This is a genomic window from Williamsia muralis NBRC 105860, assembly GCF_001598915.1.
Lineage (GTDB): Bacteria > Actinomycetota > Actinomycetes > Mycobacteriales > Mycobacteriaceae > Williamsia > Williamsia muralis.
Window position 1 is genome coordinate 123,229 of record NZ_BDAP01000004.1, and the last position, 16,360, is coordinate 139,588.

General features: G+C 65.2%; 15 protein-coding genes. 4 read left to right on the top strand and 11 right to left on the bottom strand.

Annotation, left to right across the window (positions count from 1 at the left end; translation table 11 throughout):
* Nucleotides 1-61: 61 nt before the first annotated feature.
* From secA to mtrA, 6 genes are all read right to left on the bottom strand, one after another.
* Complete coding sequence (gene secA / locus WIMU1_RS16215) at nt 62-2,887, bottom strand: preprotein translocase subunit SecA (protein WP_062798804.1); 2,826 nt, start codon at nt 2,885-2,887, stop codon at nt 62-64.
* Between the two features lie 129 nt (nt 2,888-3,016).
* Complete coding sequence (hpf, locus tag WIMU1_RS16220; protein WP_062798806.1) at nt 3,017-3,793, bottom strand: ribosome hibernation-promoting factor, HPF/YfiA family; 777 nt, start codon at nt 3,791-3,793, stop codon at nt 3,017-3,019.
* Between the two features lie 283 nt (nt 3,794-4,076).
* Nucleotides 4,077-4,760, bottom strand: coding sequence for a ComF family protein (locus tag WIMU1_RS16225; RefSeq protein ID WP_062799198.1), 684 nt, complete (start codon nt 4,758-4,760; stop codon nt 4,077-4,079).
* Between the two features lie 95 nt (nt 4,761-4,855).
* Nucleotides 4,856-6,622 (bottom strand): MtrAB system accessory lipoprotein LpqB, encoded by a 1,767-nt coding sequence (gene lpqB / locus WIMU1_RS16230; RefSeq protein WP_062798808.1) that lies wholly within the window; start codon nt 6,620-6,622, stop codon nt 4,856-4,858.
* Nucleotides 6,615-8,255, bottom strand: a complete 1,641-nt coding sequence (mtrB, locus tag WIMU1_RS16235; protein WP_062798810.1) for an MtrAB system histidine kinase MtrB — start codon at nt 8,253-8,255, stop codon at nt 6,615-6,617. The genes lpqB and mtrB overlap by 8 nt, the downstream gene beginning before the upstream one ends.
* Nucleotides 8,252-8,929 (bottom strand): MtrAB system response regulator MtrA, encoded by a 678-nt coding sequence (gene mtrA, locus WIMU1_RS16240; protein ID WP_023955897.1) that lies wholly within the window; start codon nt 8,927-8,929, stop codon nt 8,252-8,254. The genes mtrB and mtrA overlap by 4 nt, the downstream gene beginning before the upstream one ends.
* Before the next feature lie 105 nt (nt 8,930-9,034).
* On the opposite strand from mtrA, the gene WIMU1_RS16245 reads away from it, so the two are divergent.
* The 4 genes from WIMU1_RS16245 (at nt 9,035) to WIMU1_RS16260 (ending at nt 12,240) form a co-directional block, all read left to right on the top strand.
* Nucleotides 9,035-9,670, top strand: a complete 636-nt coding sequence (locus WIMU1_RS16245; RefSeq protein WP_062798812.1) for a dTMP kinase — start codon at nt 9,035-9,037, stop codon at nt 9,668-9,670.
* Between the two features lie 187 nt (nt 9,671-9,857).
* On the top strand, nt 9,858-10,349 hold the full coding sequence (locus tag WIMU1_RS16250) for an Rv0361 family membrane protein (RefSeq protein ID WP_062798814.1): 492 nt from the start codon (nt 9,858-9,860) through the stop codon (nt 10,347-10,349).
* Between the two features lie 187 nt (nt 10,350-10,536).
* A complete protein-coding gene (locus WIMU1_RS16255; protein ID WP_062798817.1) occupies nt 10,537-11,397 on the top strand; it encodes an Rv0361 family membrane protein in 861 nt (286 codons plus the stop codon).
* A 357-nt stretch (nt 11,398-11,754) separates the two neighbouring features.
* Complete coding sequence (locus WIMU1_RS16260; RefSeq protein WP_062798819.1) at nt 11,755-12,240, top strand: hypothetical protein; 486 nt, start codon at nt 11,755-11,757, stop codon at nt 12,238-12,240.
* 108 nt (nt 12,241-12,348) lie between these two features.
* Here WIMU1_RS16260 and ahcY read toward each other — a convergent pair whose 3' ends face one another.
* The 5 genes from ahcY to WIMU1_RS16285 form a co-directional block, all read right to left on the bottom strand.
* The gene (gene ahcY / locus WIMU1_RS16265) at nt 12,349-13,827 is read right to left on the bottom strand and encodes an adenosylhomocysteinase (RefSeq protein ID WP_023955902.1); all 1,479 of its coding nucleotides are present in this window, start codon (nt 13,825-13,827) and stop codon (nt 12,349-12,351) included.
* A gap of 40 nt (nt 13,828-13,867) precedes the next feature.
* The gene (locus tag WIMU1_RS16270; RefSeq protein WP_084248366.1) at nt 13,868-14,566 is read right to left on the bottom strand and encodes a TetR/AcrR family transcriptional regulator; all 699 of its coding nucleotides are present in this window, start codon (nt 14,564-14,566) and stop codon (nt 13,868-13,870) included.
* A gap of 101 nt (nt 14,567-14,667) precedes the next feature.
* Complete coding sequence (locus WIMU1_RS16275) at nt 14,668-14,847, bottom strand: rubredoxin (RefSeq protein WP_030164608.1); 180 nt, start codon at nt 14,845-14,847, stop codon at nt 14,668-14,670.
* 62 nt (nt 14,848-14,909) lie between these two features.
* On the bottom strand, nt 14,910-15,080 hold the full coding sequence (locus WIMU1_RS16280; RefSeq protein WP_023955903.1) for a rubredoxin: 171 nt from the start codon (nt 15,078-15,080) through the stop codon (nt 14,910-14,912).
* Nucleotides 15,077-16,315, bottom strand: a complete 1,239-nt coding sequence (locus tag WIMU1_RS16285; RefSeq protein ID WP_062798821.1) for an alkane 1-monooxygenase — start codon at nt 16,313-16,315, stop codon at nt 15,077-15,079. The genes WIMU1_RS16280 and WIMU1_RS16285 overlap by 4 nt, the downstream gene beginning before the upstream one ends.
* Nucleotides 16,316-16,360 lie beyond the last annotated feature (45 nt).

The following is a 16,360-nucleotide window of genomic DNA, read 5'->3' on the forward strand; positions in this document are numbered from 1 at the left end:
GTATCCGGGTTCCTTTGTCCCGAGAGGTGATGCTGACGGCGACCTCAGATCGCCGTTTGTGTCACCGTTTCTTGCGCGATTTGGCCGGCTTGGGCCCACCTGTCTTGGTGCCTGCGCGTGCGGCAGCGCGCCGCTCCTTCCGGGTACCGGACGCCTGACCGTTCGACGAACCGGTCTGGCGGACTGCGGTGCCGCCGGTCTCCGACGGACCGCTGTACGTCAGTGCGGCATCGGCTGAGTCGTCGATCCCCTTTGCGCGCAGGGCTGCCGGAGCAGGCTTACGCGCCGGGGCCGGCTGTTCGGTCGGCAAGGGGGCCGGTGCCGTGGGGGCAGCAGGCGCGGCGGGAGCAGCTGGTGCAACCGCGGCGGCCGGTTGCGCAGGTGTCGCCTCAACAGCCACGTTGAACAGGAAGCCGATCGACTCCTCTTTGAGGCCTTCGAGCATGCCGGTGAACATGTCGTAACCCTCGCGCTGGTACTCGACCACGGGATCACGCTGCGCCATCGAGCGCAGGTGAATACCTTCGCGCAGGTAGTCCATCTCGTAGAGGTGGTCACGCCACTTGCGGTCGAGGACACTGAGCAGGATGGTCCGCTCGAGCTGGCGCATCGCGTTCTCGCCGGCGATCGACTCGATCTCCTTCTCACGCTTCTCGTACGCAGCATGGGCGTCGGCGATCAGCATCTCCCGAAGTTCTTGCGCGCTGATCTCCTTGCGCTCGCCGAACTCGTTCTCCTCGACCAGTTCCTTGTAGTCGATCTCGATCGGGTACAGCGTCTTGATCGCGGTCCAGAGCTGCTCGAAGTCCCAGTCCTCGACGTACCCCTCGGCCGTGGCGGCATCGACATAGGCGCCGACGACGTCGTCGATCATGCGCTGGACCTGCTCGCGGTGGTCTTCGCCCTCGAGGATGGTGCGACGCTCGGCGTAGATCACCTTGCGCTGCTGGTTCATCACCTCGTCGTACTTGAGGACGTTCTTACGCACCTCGAAGTTCTGCTGCTCGACCTGGGTCTGTGCGCTGCGGATGGCCTTGGTGACCATCTTGGCCTCGATGGGCACGTCGTCCGGGAGGTTGACCCGGTTCATGATCGCCTCGAGGGCTGCGCCGTTGAATCGGCGCATCAGCTCGTCACCGAGCGACAGGTAGAAACGGGATTCGCCGGGATCGCCCTGGCGGCCCGAACGACCACGGAGCTGGTCGTCGATACGGCGGGACTCGTGTCGCTCGGTACCCAGTACGTAGAGCCCGCCGGCCTGCCGGACCTTCTCCGCGTCGTCGGCGACCTCGCTCTTGACGAGCTCGATCATCTCGTCCCACGCGGCCTCGTACTCCTCGGGAGTGTCCACCGGATCCAGCCCCGCCTTGCGCAGGCGGATGTCGGCCAGGATGTCGGGGTTGCCGCCGAGCACGACGTCGGTGCCACGGCCGGCCATGTTGGTGGCCACGGTGACCGCACCGCTGCGACCGGCCTCGGCGATGATCTGGGCTTCCTGCTCATGGAACTTGGCGTTGAGCACGTTGTGCGGAACGCCACGCTTCTTGAGCTGCCGGGCGAGGTACTCGGACCGCTCGACGCTGGTGGTGCCGATCAGGACCGGCTGGCCCTTCTGGTGACGCTCGAGGATGTCGTCGACCACCGCATCGAACTTGGCCTCTTCGGTCTTGTAGATCAGGTCCGTCTGATCCGCGCGCACCATCGGCTTGTTCGTCGGGATGGGCAGCACACCGAGTTTGTAGATCTGGTCGAGCTCGGCGGCCTCGGTCTGCGCCGTACCCGTCATGCCCGACAACTTGTCGTACATGCGGAAGTAGTTCTGCAGCGTGATCGTGGCCAGGGTCTGGTTCTCCGCCTTGATCTCCACCCGCTCTTTGGCCTCGATCGCCTGGTGCAGACCTTCGTTGAAACGCCGGCCCTCGAGCACGCGGCCGGTGAACTCGTCGACGATCAGGACCTCGCCGTTGCGGACGATGTAGTCCTTGTCACGCTCGAAGAGTTCTTTGACCTTGAGCGCGTTGTTCAAGTAGCTCACCAGCGGCGAGTTGGCCGCCTCGTACAGGTTGTCGATGCCCAGCTGGTCCTCGACGAACTCGACGCCCTCCTCGTGCACACCGATGGTGCGCTTACGGATGTCGACCTCGTAGTGCACGTCCTTCTTGAGCAGCGGCGCGATGCGGGCGAACTCGGCGTACCACTTGCTCGACGAGTCGGCGGGACCGGAGATGATCAGCGGCGTCCTGGCCTCGTCGATGAGGATCGAGTCGACCTCGTCGACGATGGCAAACGGATGCCCGCGCTGCACCAGGTCGTTCAGCGAATGTGCCATGTTGTCGCGGAGATAATCGAAACCGAACTCGTTGTTGGTTCCGTAGGTGATGTCGGCGTTGTAAGCCTCGCGGCGCTGATCAGACGTCATCCCGGTCAGGATGACGGCCGTCTCGAGCCCGAGGAAGCGGTGCACACGGCCCATCCACTCGGAGTCACGTTTGGCGAGGTAGTCGTTGACGGTCACCACGTGCACGCCGTCGCCGGCCAACGCATTGAGATAGGCGGGCAGCACACAGGTGAGGGTCTTGCCCTCACCGGTCTTCATCTCGGCGATGTTGCCGAAATGCAGGGCGGCGCCGCCCATGATCTGAACGTGGAAGTGTTTCTGCGAGAGCACCCGCCAGGCGGCCTCCCGGGCGACCGCGAACGCCTCCGGCAAGAGATCGTCGAGCGCCTCGCCACCGGCGTAGCGCTCCTTGAACTCGTCGGTCTTGGCCCGCAGCTGCTCGTCGGTCAGCGCCTCGGTCTCGTTGTCGAGCGTCTCCACATGCGAAGCGATGGCATCCAGGCGTTTGACCATCCGGCCTTCGCCGACGCGCAGCAGCTTGTTGAGCACTGGTTTTATCCTCGATCCAATTGACTACACACGAAATCCGACCTGCAGATTCGGAGCAGGTCGGATTCCATGGTAGCCACGGTCAGCGCCATCGCGGTCACGCGAGGCAGATCAGGTGCCTCTCGACGGTCAGGACAGACGGATCAATCCGTAGTCGAACGCATGGCGCCGGTACACAACCGTGGGTTTGTCGGTTTCCTTGTCATGGAACAAAAAGAAGTCGTGACCGACCAGTTCCATCTCGTAGAGCGCGTCATCCACGGTCATCGGAACCGCGTCGTGTTCCTTGATGCGGACGATCTGACCGGGGCCCGCGGCCTCGGGACTGTGGTCGGCCCATCGGTCGTCGTCGACCTCGCCGGCCGGTGCAGGCGCATTGCCGTTCAGGAGCGGATCAGCGGCGGCAGTCGCTTCGGCAACGGAGATCGGGGTGCGCAGACCGTGGTGGACCTTGCGCCGGTCCTTGGTGCGACGCAGACGGGATTGCAGCTTGGTGAGCGCCGCGTCCAGGGCGGCGTAGAAGTTGTCGGCGCAGGCTTCGCCTCGGACCACGGGGCCCTTGCCGCGTGCGGTGATCTCGAGTCGTTGACAGATCTTCGACTGACGACGGTTGCGTTCGTGGTGCAGTTCCACGTCGAAGCGGAAGATCGTGGGATCGAAACGTTCCACCCGGGAGAGTTTGTCCATCACATGGATGCGGAAGTGGTCGGGGATCTCGACGTTGCGGCCACTGACCTGGACTTCGGCATCAGGTCGCGACGGCGCGTCAGAGGATTCGGTTCGTATGTATATGCCGGGATCAAACGGATCGTGCGCGGCGGATTCGGGGGCACCTTCGGGGTCGACACTGGCTTGCTTGTCGACGCTGGATTCGGAAACGGCATTCCTGCCGACACTTGTCGTCACTTGCGATACCTCCTGGATCGGTGAACAGGACTTCCGGTACCGCGGCCGCAAGCGACCTGGTACCGGTCTGAATGTTCGGCATCACCTCCCCCCGTCGCCACCGTCGGTGGCCTTGGGTCTGGCAATCAGATCGCACCCCTGACGTTAGTCCGCCCGGCAGGTGTTCGCCACAGTTTCGTCAACAGGTGTTCACCTCCGACGGCGCGCCGCCCGACTTCAAGACCCCTACCACTGCGCCACGAAACATGTTCGGCGACAACGGATGAACGCACGGAAAAGCCCGTCACACTGCTGCGATCACGAGCACCAGGTGTACACCGATTCCTGCTCGATCAAGAACCCTGATCGATTCGGCCGCCGTCGCTCCGGTGGTCACCACATCATCCACCAAGACGACAGCGGTGTCGCCGGCCCGCGCGGTCGCGATCTCCCGGAGGCCACGCCCGCCGATGCCTATCGCGCCGGCCAGGTTCGCGCTGCGGGCAGACGCCGACAATCCGGCCGAATCGCGGGCCCACGGGGACGTCGTCAGGATTGGGAGGACCACCACCGCCGACCCCAGGTGCGCCGCGGCGGACCGGCAGATCGCAGTCACAGGATCGCCACCGCGCCGACGTGCCGAGAGCTTCCTCGTCGGAGCCGGGATGAGGACCAGGCTCGTGGCCATCGGCAACTCCGACCAACCATCGAGGATCCGGAGTGCGTCGGCGAGCGCCCGTCCCAGCGGCGCGGCGAGATCGACGCGGCCGTGTTCCTTGAGTTCGAGGATCGCCCGGCGGCGCGGCCCGGTGTAGGGACCAACGGCATAGACCGGCACCACCAGTGGCACGCGGGTCTGCACAGCCGTGGGTGCGTCGGCGAGAAGGAGTGCGCAATGCGCACACCAGTTCAGGCCGGGTCGTCCACAGCCGCCACACAGTCGCGGCACCACCAGGTCGGCGAGGGCATCGACCACACGTCTGACCATGCCGCCATCATCGCGGCGACAACCACTCGCACTGGCGGCCGCGCGACTCTGTTCGCTGTGGTTGTCCACAGCCCGGTGGTTGTCCACCGCAGGGCTCAGTGAGGCAGGACGGGGATTGCGCCCGACCCCATCGTCGGGGTGACCTCACTCCAGTACTGGTCGGGTTCATCGTTGGTGCTCCCGAGCCTGAGCACTCCGCGACTGTCCGCGGCGTAGATGGTCGATTGGCCTGCCACCACCGCGGTCACCGGCGGACTGAGGTTGCCGCTCGGCAGCGCCCCAGGTGGGGTGCCGTCGATCCGCAACTGCACCACCGGTCCGTCGGAAGCACTCCTCGCGATCACGAGCATCTCGCTGCTCAACCAGTCGAGCGACACCGCCCCCGAGATGTTGAGCGCCGCGGCGCCCTGCGCGTTCGTGAGCACCGGCCTGCCGTCGGCCCGGTCCTCGATGACGGCGAGCACCACCTGACCGTTCACGATCATCGCGGCCCTGGCACCGTCCTGCGACACCTGCAGTTCGGTGATCGGCCCCTGGGCCACCGCCCTGATGGCCGACGAGTCGACCTCCGTCTCGGTGATCTGTCCACCACCGGCACCCTGGGTCACCTGCGTGACGCGGGTTTCGTCGACAACTGCCCACATCGTCTGGTCGTCGCCGGCGAACGACGGCCGGGTGATCATCTCGCCCTCGAGCACCGGGGTGACGGCGGCGCCGTAGTCCCCCACCGCGAGCGCCAGGCGCGGCGCCGGACCCGGCGCAGTATTCTGCGACACCACCGCCACCCGCCTGGCGTTGGCCGAGATGTCGGCTGACAACAGACTGCGCGTCGACCCGAGCGCCCCGGGCACCGGTGTGACCGCATTGTCGGCCACCAGCGACAACGATCCGCCGCGGATGATGTGCAGTCCCATCGGTGAGTCCGGTGCCGGGCTGGGATCGAGCGACTCCACATCGCTGGTCTGCCACCCGCCCGAGTGTCGTTCGTCGAGCGGTGCGCCATCGGCGTCGATCACGTACGGCCCGGTGATGTCGGACTCGCTGAGCGTCCAGATGATCTGTGCCGCAAGCCGATTACGTTCGGCGTCACCCACACCGTTGAGCCCGGCGAGATCGAGTCGGATCCCGCCCGTCGGCAGCGACTCGATCGAGCCGTGCAGCGACGACCGGGCCGGGAATTCGTTGGTGACAGCGCCTCGTAGGTCGTCGACCGGTCCGGCGATCAACAGCCCGATGAGCTGGTCGGCGAGCTGGTCGCCGCCGGAGTACATCCACCGGGGATCGGCCACCAGGTGCTGGTCGTCGGTGCTCGGGTAGTAGAGCACGTGCGGCCGGTACGACGACTCGAACTGTTCGCGGTCCATCACCACCCCGACCGGGAGCGGACCGTCTATGCGCCACTGCCCGTCCACCTTGCGCAGCGACAATCGGGTCTCGATCCGTCCCGAGCTCGGGATCAGTTGGCCGCTGGGCTGTAGTTCACCCGTGTTCTCGCCGTTCACCCGCACCGTGATGGTGTCGTCGGTGCGGTTGTCACTGAGCACGTTGATCTCGTCGAGCAGCAGTGCCCCACCCTGGTCGTCCCAGGAGTTCGACGCCTCCTGCGTGAGGAACTGACGTGCCGCGAGATGGCCCGATCCCGGCTGCACCGACGCCTTGAGAAAGTCGCGGACCAAGGCCTCGGGGTCCATGTCCGGGCGCGGTGTGGGGACGTTGCGGGTGGGCTGATGCCGTTCGAGCGACCCCAGCGGCTGCGGACTGGAGTTGTTCGGAATCGACACGCACGACGACAGCAGGGCCGCGGCCGCGATGATCACCGCCAGTACGATTCCGGTCCGCAGGGTCCTCGATCGCTCATACATGGGTCTGCCCCGAATCCCGGCTGCGTCGCATCGACGCCGGCTTGAGCGGTAGCGGACTGCCGAGCACCTTGTGTCCACGGACCAGCGGAAGCGTGAGCCTGAAACAGGCGCCCTGCCCCGGCTCTCCCCAGGCCTCGAGCCGGCCCTGGTGCAGTCGCGCATCTTCGACGCTGATGGCCAATCCGAGGCCGGTGCCACCCGACCTCCGGAAGCGCGAGGGGTCAGACCGCCAGAATCGGTTGAACACCAACTTCTCTTCACCGGGTCGCAGACCGATCCCCTGATCTCGCACCGTCACGGCGACGGCATCACCGTCGCTGCGCATCGTCAGCGTCACCGGCCGCTGTTCGCCGTGGTCGATGGCGTTGGCCAACAGATTTCGCAGAATACGTTCCACTCGTCGTGGGTCGATCTCCGCGATCACGGGTTCGTCGGGGAGATCGAGGATCAGTTCGGTGTCCGTCTCGTCGGCAAGATGCTGCACCGTCCTCACCGCGGCATCGATCGGGATCGACATGTTCAGCCTGTCGGCGGCGAGTTCCGCCACACCGGCGTCGTGGCGGGAGATCTCGAGCAATTCGCTGAGCAACGTCTCGAATCGATCGAGCTCTTTGTCCAGGAGTTCCACCGAACGCTTGAGGACCGGCTCGAGCTGTTCGCGACTCTCGTAGAGCACGTCGGCGGCCATCCGCACGGTGGTCAACGGTGTGCGCAGTTCGTGGGAGACATCCGAGGTGAACTGACGCTGCAGACCGCCGAACTCTTCGAGGTGGGTGATCTGCTTCGACAGGCTCTCGGCCATGTCGTTGAACGACATCGCCAACCTGGCCATGTCGTCCTCGCCGCGCACCGGCATGCGTTCTTTGAGGCGTCCGTCCGCAAACCTCACCGCGATCCTCGACGCCGATCGGACCGGGATCACCACCTGCCGCGACACCAGGATCGCGATGGCCGCGAGGAGCCCGAGCAGAACGATTCCACCGGTGAAGATCGTGCCCCGCACCAGCGAGACGGTGTTCTCCTCATTGGTGAGGGGGAAGACCAGATACAGCTCGAGGCCGGGGATGTCGGAGTTCGTCGGGCTGCCGATGATGAGCGCGGGACTCTGGTGCCCACTAGACCCCGTCACCGACGAGTATCGGTAGGCGATCTGGCCGCCCTGCACCATCTGGCGCAGGTTCTCCGGGATCTCCCCCACCGGCCCGACGCCTGTCGGTTCGGTGGGTCCGGAGCCTGGTGCGAGCAACACCGTGTCGAAGGTACCCACCACACCCGATGAATCGCCCGAGTCGACATCGCGGTCGGTGAGGATCGACCGGGTCTGACGCAGCCGGTTGACCAGTGAGGTGTTCGGATCGGCGCCGGAGAGGTCGCGTTCCACAGCGACCCGGGTGCGGTCGAGTTCTTCGGTGGCGGCCTGCAACTTGAGGTCGAGCAGCCGATCGGTGATCTGACTGGTCAGGACAAACGCCAGGATGAGGAGCACCACAAAAGACAGAGCGAGCGTGGACACGACAACACGCAGCTGCAGCGAACGCCGCCACAGCTGTCCGACGATCCTTCCGACCGCGCCCACCCGACGCATCCAGGGCCCGAATGAACCATTGATGCGGCGCCGAGGGCGTCCGATCACGGTGGTCCGGCCTTGTAGCCGACCCCCCTCACCGTGAGAACCACTTCTGGGTTTTCCGGATCGTGTTCGACCTTGGCCCGCAGGCGCTGTACGTGCACGTTGACCAGCCTAGTGTCGGCCGGGTGCCGGTATCCCCAGACCTGTTCGAGCAGCACGTCCCGGGTGAACACCTGACGGGGTTTGCGAGCGAGCGCCACCAGGAGATCGAACTCCAGCGGGGTCAGCGAGATGGGCACGCCCTCACGCGTCACCTTGTGCGCGGGAACGTCGATCTCGACCGGGCCGATCGACAGCAACTCGGCCGGTTCGTCTTCCGTGCGACGTAGGCGGGCACGCACCCGGGCGACCAGTTCCTTGGGTTTGAACGGCTTGATCATGTAGTCGTCGGCGCCGGATTCGAGCCCGAGGACCACGTCGACGGTGTCTGACTTGGCGGTCAGCATCACGATCGGGACTCCCGAGTCCGCCCGGAGCACGCGGCACACGTCGATCCCGTTCATCCCAGGCAACATCAGGTCCAGCAGCACCAGATCCGGCCGGATCTCGCGGACCGCCGTCAGCGCCTGAGTGCCGTCGCCGACCACGAAGGGCTCGAAGCCCTCTCCGCGCAGCACGATGGTGAGCATCTCCGCCAATGCCGCATCATCATCGACAACCAGAATCCTGGGTTTCATCGTCTCATCGTGTCACCGAATGGCCCTTATTTGTGGTTGACGCGCCGACCGGCCCATCCCACCGGGCTGCGGCGTTTGGCCGTCGAACGCGGCTACCCTGCAGGAGTGGGCGTATTGATAGCGGTGGAAGGTCTCGACGGCGCCGGCAAACACACGTTGGTCACCGGACTCGTCAACCGTTGGGCCACACAGGGTTATCGGGTGCAGACGTTGACGTTCCCGAGGTACAGCGAGTCCGTCACCGCGGACATCGCCGCCGAGGCACTGCACGGAGAGCACGGCGATCTGCGTTCGAGCGTGCACGCCATGGCGATCCTGTTCGCGCTCGATCGCCGCGACGCCGCGGAGTATCTGCGAAAGTTGTTGGCTGCCAACGACGCCGTGATCCTCGACCGCTACGTGGCGTCGAACGCCGCCTACAGCGCAGCCCGTTTGGGGCAGGACGCCGATGGCGAAGTGGTGCAGTGGGTCACGACCCTGGAGTTCAGCAGGTTCGGACTGCCGGTACCCGATCATCATCTGCTGCTCGACGTTCCGACCGACGTCGCTATCGGCAGGGCCAAGTCCCGCGCCGAGCTGGACGCCTCACGCCTGCGCGACCACTACGAGCGCGACCACGAGCTCCAGGAACGCACCGGACTCGTCTACCGCGCACTCGCCGAGATGGGCTGGATGTCGCCGTGGTCGCGCCTCGGCACCGAGGCAGATCCCGAGCTCGCGGACCGATTGATCGCCATCTAGCGACGACCTCCCCGGGTTGCGCGATAGCCAAGTGCCGACCAGCGATCACAACTCGGTCAAGACACTGCAACGACAGCCGTTATGTCCGCTGCCGCATACCGTCGCATCACTAGCCTCTCGACCAGAGACCTAGGTCGTCCTCGAGAAGCACCCGCGCGGGACGATCCAGGTGGAGGGAGGTCAGCGCATGAGCCTGACGCTGCCCCACCCCACCCAGTACGTACCCGTCCGCACCGCAGCCCTGCTCGCCCTGGTTGTCCTGGTCCTCAACATCGTGCTGGTGTGGTCCGCCCTCGCTCTGCGACCGGCCGAGGCCGGCGATGAGAGCCAGATCCGCGAACTGGTCCACCAGCAGATCGACGCACTCAATCGCCGCGACCCGGCCGCCCTCTCGCTCACGTACTGCGATCAGCAGGGCGTCGTGGCCCACCAGATCGTCCAGGCCCTCGGGCCGACTGAGCGAGGAGCGCTCATCCGTGTCACCCGCATAGCCGACATCCAGTTCATCGGATCGGGCGACAACCAGATGGCAACCGCACACGTGACGCTGGCGATCGCCGGGCCCACGAACGGGGCCATCTCCGCCCGGCCTGCCGAACTCACACACTTCAGTCGCGAACAAACCGGCTGGAAGATGTGCCAACCAAGCGATAGTGAATCACCAATCCATTATCTTTGATTTCACGGAAACTGCCTCTCACCACCATCACATGTCGGCAACGACCCGGCGTGTGGTCGACTCCACTGTTGGTGGGCGCCGGTATCCCCAGTAATGTTCGAACACAGCAAACCGCCGCTGCGCAAACGCTATTCACCACACACCGAGCTGACACCCCAGCCGCTCCCGAACTCGCCCGGAGGCCCCGATGACGCAACCACCGCAAGGCCCCTACGGCTCGGGCGACAACCAGGGCGACCCTCGTTGGGGTTCCGGCCCGGGTGAACCCACCTGGGGCGGGCAACCGGGGCAGCAGCCGAATTGGGGCCAGCCCGGCGAACCCACCTGGGGCGGTCAGGCCGGACAACAGCCCGGCTGGGGACAACCCTCGTCGCCCGGCGGCGGCGGACAACCGCAGTACGAACCTACAAGCGAGTACCGCCCGGGTGAGTACAACTCCGGCCAGTACGGCGGCTACCAGCAGCCGTACGGCGCCACCCCGCCGCCACCGGGAGGCGGCCCCGGCGGCCCGGGATACGGCCCTCCCTCCGGGCCGAAGCCGTCGAAGACGCCCTGGATCATCGGGATCGGGATCGCGGCGGCCGTGGTCATCGCCCTGGGGGTTGTGCTGTTCCTGGTTCTCGGCGGCGACGACGACGACCCGAAAGCCTCGCCGACGAGTTCGACGGAGACCTCGGAGACCACCGGATCGTCGGACACCACCGACAGTTCGCAGACGTCGACCGCCGACGCCGAGGAGCAGATCGAGACGGCCGTGCGCGAGTACACGACGGCGTTCACCGCACGCGACTGGGACGCGGCGATCGCGGTCACCTGTGGCGCCGAGGAGGCGACGATCGAGGACATCCAGGCCAAGGACACCGCCACCGTCGGAATGAAGCTGAACTCGGTCACCGGTATCGATGTCACAGGGGACAGCGCGCAGGCAACCGTGTCGCTGACCTTCGTCGACCCGGACAACCAATCCGACCTCGACACCAATCGCTATACCTTCGACATGGAGAACCGCTCCGGGGACTGGCTGATCTGCTCGACCCGAGAAATCTGAGCGGTCCTCGGGAAGGACTCCTTGACCCACCCACCACCGGGCTCGTCGCCCTGGCGTGACCCAGGTCCGTCGGAGCCGTACGGACGGGCTGGCACACACGGTCAGCAGCATCCCGGTCAAGGCGGCTCACAACAGCCCGGCCCACCGAGCGGCCGGCATGGTGCCGGCAACGGACCAGGACAGAACGGTCCATGGCAGGCACCGGGGCGGGGCCAGTGGGGGCCCGCACCCTCCGGTCAATGGAACCCGTCCCCACCGCCGGCCCAGCCTTTCGGGCAGCCGGCTCCATGGGGATCGCCTCCACCCCCGCCTCCACGAGGTTCACACAGCGGACTGATCGTCGCCGGAGTCATCGGCGTGGTGGTCGTGCTCGCCGTGGGGTTGGCCGCCGTCCTCTCGTTCAACGGCGGCAACGACAGCGACCCGTTCGCAGCACCGTCCTCATCCACCCAGGGCCCGGTCACCACAACCGGCCGACTGGACGGTACGGCCGAGGAAAATGCCGTCCAGGCCGCTGCGGAAAAGCGTGTTCAGCTCATCAACGACCAGGACGCGATCGGGCTGCACGACATGGCCTGCGCCGCGGACTCACGAACCGAGTCCGTGGCCGGGTATCAGCAACTCTTCGACCGCAACGGGTCGATCACCGCCCGCATCGACATCCAGGACGTCACGGTCAGCGGCATCGTCGGCAAGATCGACGGCGTGATGACGATCGAGTCCGAGACAGGCGAGGTGCATTGGGCATTCCGCAACGAAGAGGATCAGTGGCGCTTCTGCCCCAGCCTGTCCGAGCGTTCCACCGCCGACGAACCAGAAGGCGGCGGGATCATCACCGGCTGATCGCCATCACAGGCCCCGACAACAAAAATGGTGGGCCCCGAGGCGATCACTGAGTGATGCCCCTGGACCCACCATTTCGGTGGTGGTCGTTACCTGTTCAGATGTAAATCAGTACCGGTAGTGCTCGGGCTTGTACGGCCCTTCGACGTCGACATTGATGTACTCGGCCTGCTCTTTGGTGAGCTTGGTGAGCTTGCCGCCGAGCGCTTCGACGTGAATCTTCGCGACCTTCTCATCGAGGGCCTTCGGCAGCCGGTAGACCTCGTTGTCGTACTCGTCGTTCTTGGTCCACAGTTCGATCTGGGCGATGACCTGGTTCGAGAAGCTGTTGCTCATCACGAACGACGGATGGCCGGTGGCATTGCCCAGGTTGAGCAGACGGCCCTCGGACAGGACGATGATTGCCTTGCCGTCGGGGAAGATCCACTGGTCGACCTGAGGCTTGATGTTGATCCGGGTCATGTCCTTCGACGCTTCCAGGCCGGCCATGTCGATCTCGTTGTCGAAGTGACCGATGTTGCCGAGGATGGCGTGGTGCTTCATCTGCCTCATGTGCTCAAAGGTGATGATGCCGAGGTTGCCGGTGGAGGTGATGATGATGTCGGCGGAGCCGATCGCGTCCTCGACCGTGACGACGTCGTATCCGTCCATCAACGCCTGCAGGGCATTGATCGGGTCGATCTCGGTGACCTGCACGCGAGCCCCCTGGCCTGCGAGGGACTCGGCGCAGCCCTTGCCCACGTCGCCGTAGCCGCAGATCAGCACCTTCTTGCCACCGATCAGGACATCGGTGCCGCGGTTGATGCCGTCGATCAACGAGTGGCGGGTGCCGTACTTGTTGTCGAACTTGCTCTTGGTGACCGAGTCGTTGACGTTGATGGCGGGGAAGGTCAGCTCACCGGCAGCGGCGAACTGGTACAGGCGCAACACACCGGTGGTGGTCTCTTCGGTGACGCCCTGAACCGACTCCGCGATCGCCGACCACTTGCCCTTGTCGGTTTCGAACCGCTCGCGCAGCAGCGCCAGGAACACCTTGTATTCAGCCGAATCGGTGTCGTCGTCGGTGGGTGGCACGGTCCCGGCCTTCTCGAACTGAGCGCCACGCAGCACCAGCATGGTGGCGTCGCCGCCATCGTCGAGGATCATGTTGGCCGGTTCGCCGGGCCAGGTGAGCATCTGCTCGGCAGCCCACCAGTACTCCTCGAGGCTCTCGCCCTTCCACGCGAACACGGGGACGCCCTTGGGCTCGTCCACGGTGCCGTGAGGTCCGACGACGATGGCCGCGGCGGCCTCGTCCTGGGTGGAGAAGATGTTGCAGGAGGCCCAGCGCACTTCAGCGCCGAGAGCCACCAGGGTTTCGATCAGCACAGCGGTCTGCACGGTCATGTGGAGAGACCCGGAGATCCGAGCTCCCTTGAGCGGCAACACATCTGCATATTCGCGTCGGAGTGCCATCAAGCCCGGCATCTCGTGTTCGGCCAGGCCGATCTCTTTACGCCCGTATTCTGCAAGCGAAAGGTCGGCGACCTTGAAGTCGATACCGTTGCGGTTGTCCGCCGTGAGCGAACCGGTCTGGACCGATGTCATTAACCACTCCTCAAGTCCAACTTGGATGATGGGTACCAGGCTAACGGGTGGATGAACCGACTCGGCCCCCGGCTGCGGCATCCACCACCGGCCCAAAGATCTCGGCCAGATCGTCTGCGACGTCGCGGTCGGCCTCGGGAGGCATCGACACATAGCTCAGCGCCATCCGGACGATGGCACGGGCGATCCTGACCGCAGCCGTCTCGTCCGCCTGGACCCAGCTCGTCTGCAACAACACCACCACCCTGGCGCTGGCCTGCGTGATCAACGGCCCAGCATCGGTGGTGATCAGCCGGAGCAGATCCGGTTTCGCCTGCCCGGTGAGCAGCGACTGGATGAGTGGGTCGTCGGCCGCAGTCGCGAAGAAGTCCGAGAACCCCTCGGCCAAGGCGACTTTCGCCTGCCCCTCGTGCGCCAGGATCGCGGCCGACACCAGGTCCACGAGTTCGTCGGCCAACCGCAGCGCGTACGCCGAGGCAAGGCCCTGTCGCGAACGGAACTCGTTGTAGACGGTCTGCCTGCTGACCCCGGAGGCCGCCGCAACATCGGCCATCGTGACAGCCGACCAGTCGCGGGTACGCAGGAGATCACGCATCCCGTCGAGGAGGCTGTCCCGCAACAGCTTCTTGCTCGCCTGCGCGAAGGGGGTCTGCGGCGCCGGGACCGAACCGACGTCCGTTGATGCTTTGCCCCGTGGTGCGTGGCGTGCCGACGCCGGCTCGACAGGGGGTTCAGACATGCGGTCAGGATATCGGTCGGCGGCAGTGCGCCCGTCGGCCCGTGTGCGCGTGCCCGCGCGCACCGCGACACCGGGCCGCAACGGCACCACCGCATCGGCGGTCAAGACCGGGTTACTTCCTCCATGTAGAAATCGGCCTTGGCGGCACCGCAGTCCGGGCAACTCCAGTCATCCGGGATGTCGTCCCAGCGGGTTCCCGGCGCGATTCCGTCTTCGGGCCAACCCTTTTCCTCGTCGTACTCGAACCCGCATTGCATACAGACGTACAGCTTGTAGTTCATGGTGATGTCCTTGGTGGTGATGTGTTTGAGGCGATGTCATCGGTGATATTCGGCCGTTGCGGTCAGCGCCCAGGAGCTGGTTCGAAGTCGACCTTCTCGCGGACCCCGCAATCGGGGCACGGCCAGTCGTCCGGCACGTCGTTCCACGCTGTGCCCGGCCGGAAACCCTCGCGCGGCGCCCCGGCCGACTCGTCGTAGACGTAGTCGCAGACCGGGCATCGGTACGCGCTCATCGCTGCTTGCTCCCAGCCGCTCGGGCGAGCACCTTCTCCCGTTTGCCGGGTACGACGTTGAGCTTGGTGAGGTCTCCGTCGTAGTGGTCGATCACTCTGTGGTCCATCACCTTGCGCCAGATCGGAGGGAAGTACGCCAGCGTGATCATGCTCGCGTAGCCGCTGGGCAGATTCGGGGCGTCGTCGAAGCTCCGCAGAACCTGGTAACGCCTGGTCGGATTGGCGTGGTGGTCGCTGTGACGCTGCAGGTGATAGAGGAAGATGTTGGTGCAGATGTGGTCGGAGTTCCAGCTGTGCTCGGGTGCCGCGCGTACGTACCGGCCACTCGGAAGCTTCTGGCGCATCAGTCCGTAGTGCTCGAGGTAGTTGACCGTCTCGAGCAGGCTGAACCCGTACACCGCCTGGATCACCATGAACGGCAATATCTCCCAGCCGAAGATGATCGTCAGCGCACCCCAGAGCACCACTGACATCAGCCAGGCGTTGAGCACGTCGTTGCGGATGTTCCAGACAGAGTGCTCCAGGCGGTTCATCCGGGTGCGTTCGAGCTTCCACGCCGAGGTGAGCGAACCCCAGACGCTGCGTGGCAGGAACGCCCAGAACGTCTCACCGAACTTGGCGCTGGCCGGATCCTCGGGCGTCGCGACGCGGACGTGATGGCCCCGGTTGTGCTCGATGTAGAAGTGACCGTAGAACGTCTGCGCGAGAGTGATCTTCGAGAGCCAGCGTTCGAGCGAATCCTTCTTGTGGCCCAGTTCGTGAGCGGTGTTGATGCCGATGCCACCCATGACACCGATCGACAGCGCCACACCGATCTTGGAGATGATCCCCAATCCGCCGTCGACACCCAGCCAGCTCAGATCGCTGGTCGTCCACAGGTAGCAGGCAAAGATCAGGCTTGCGAACTGGAACGGGATGTAGGCGTAGGTGCAATACCGGTAGTACTTGTCGTTCTCCAGTTGCTCCATCAGCTCTCCGGGAGGGTTCTGACCGTCCGGTCCGAAGAAGATGTCGAGGACGGGTAGCAGACCGTAGACGAGCAGGGGTCCGATCCACCACCACACCGGTGACACCGCGCTCCATCCGAGTGCGTTGAAGCCGGCGATCAGACCGGCCGCGAGAAACAGTGCCGTCGGGGGGATCAGGCCGAGCAACCACAGGTACCGCTTGCGGTCTCGCCACTCGAGAGACGGCGACACCCCCTGGCCACCTTGTGCCGTGAGATCGGTGCTCATCAACTACCTCCTCGTCGAGTAGAACGCGTGATGAGTTTGACAATA

What these genes read in the sequence shown, in the direction of transcription:
- WIMU1_RS16270 (WP_084248366.1), bottom strand. Translation starts at nt 14,566, where the DNA reads ATGTCTGAACCCCCTGTCGAGCCGGCGTCGGCACGCCACGCACCACGG.
- mtrA (WP_023955897.1), bottom strand. Translation starts at nt 8,929, where the DNA reads ATGAAACCCAGGATTCTGGTTGTCGATGATGATGCGGCATTGGCGGAG.
- ahcY (WP_023955902.1), bottom strand. Translation starts at nt 13,827, where the DNA reads ATGACATCGGTCCAGACCGGTTCGCTCACGGCGGACAACCGCAACGGT.
- lpqB (WP_062798808.1), bottom strand. Translation starts at nt 6,622, where the DNA reads ATGTATGAGCGATCGAGGACCCTGCGGACCGGAATCGTACTGGCGGTG.
- WIMU1_RS16255 (WP_062798817.1), top strand. Translation starts at nt 10,537, where the DNA reads ATGACGCAACCACCGCAAGGCCCCTACGGCTCGGGCGACAACCAGGGC.
- WIMU1_RS16225 (WP_062799198.1), bottom strand. Translation starts at nt 4,760, where the DNA reads ATGGTCAGACGTGTGGTCGATGCCCTCGCCGACCTGGTGGTGCCGCGA.
- WIMU1_RS16275 (WP_030164608.1), bottom strand. Translation starts at nt 14,847, where the DNA reads ATGAACTACAAGCTGTACGTCTGTATGCAATGCGGGTTCGAGTACGAC.
- WIMU1_RS16285 (WP_062798821.1), bottom strand. Translation starts at nt 16,315, where the DNA reads ATGAGCACCGATCTCACGGCACAAGGTGGCCAGGGGGTGTCGCCGTCT.
- WIMU1_RS16280 (WP_023955903.1), bottom strand. Translation starts at nt 15,080, where the DNA reads ATGAGCGCGTACCGATGCCCGGTCTGCGACTACGTCTACGACGAGTCG.
- WIMU1_RS16250 (WP_062798814.1), top strand. Translation starts at nt 9,858, where the DNA reads ATGAGCCTGACGCTGCCCCACCCCACCCAGTACGTACCCGTCCGCACC.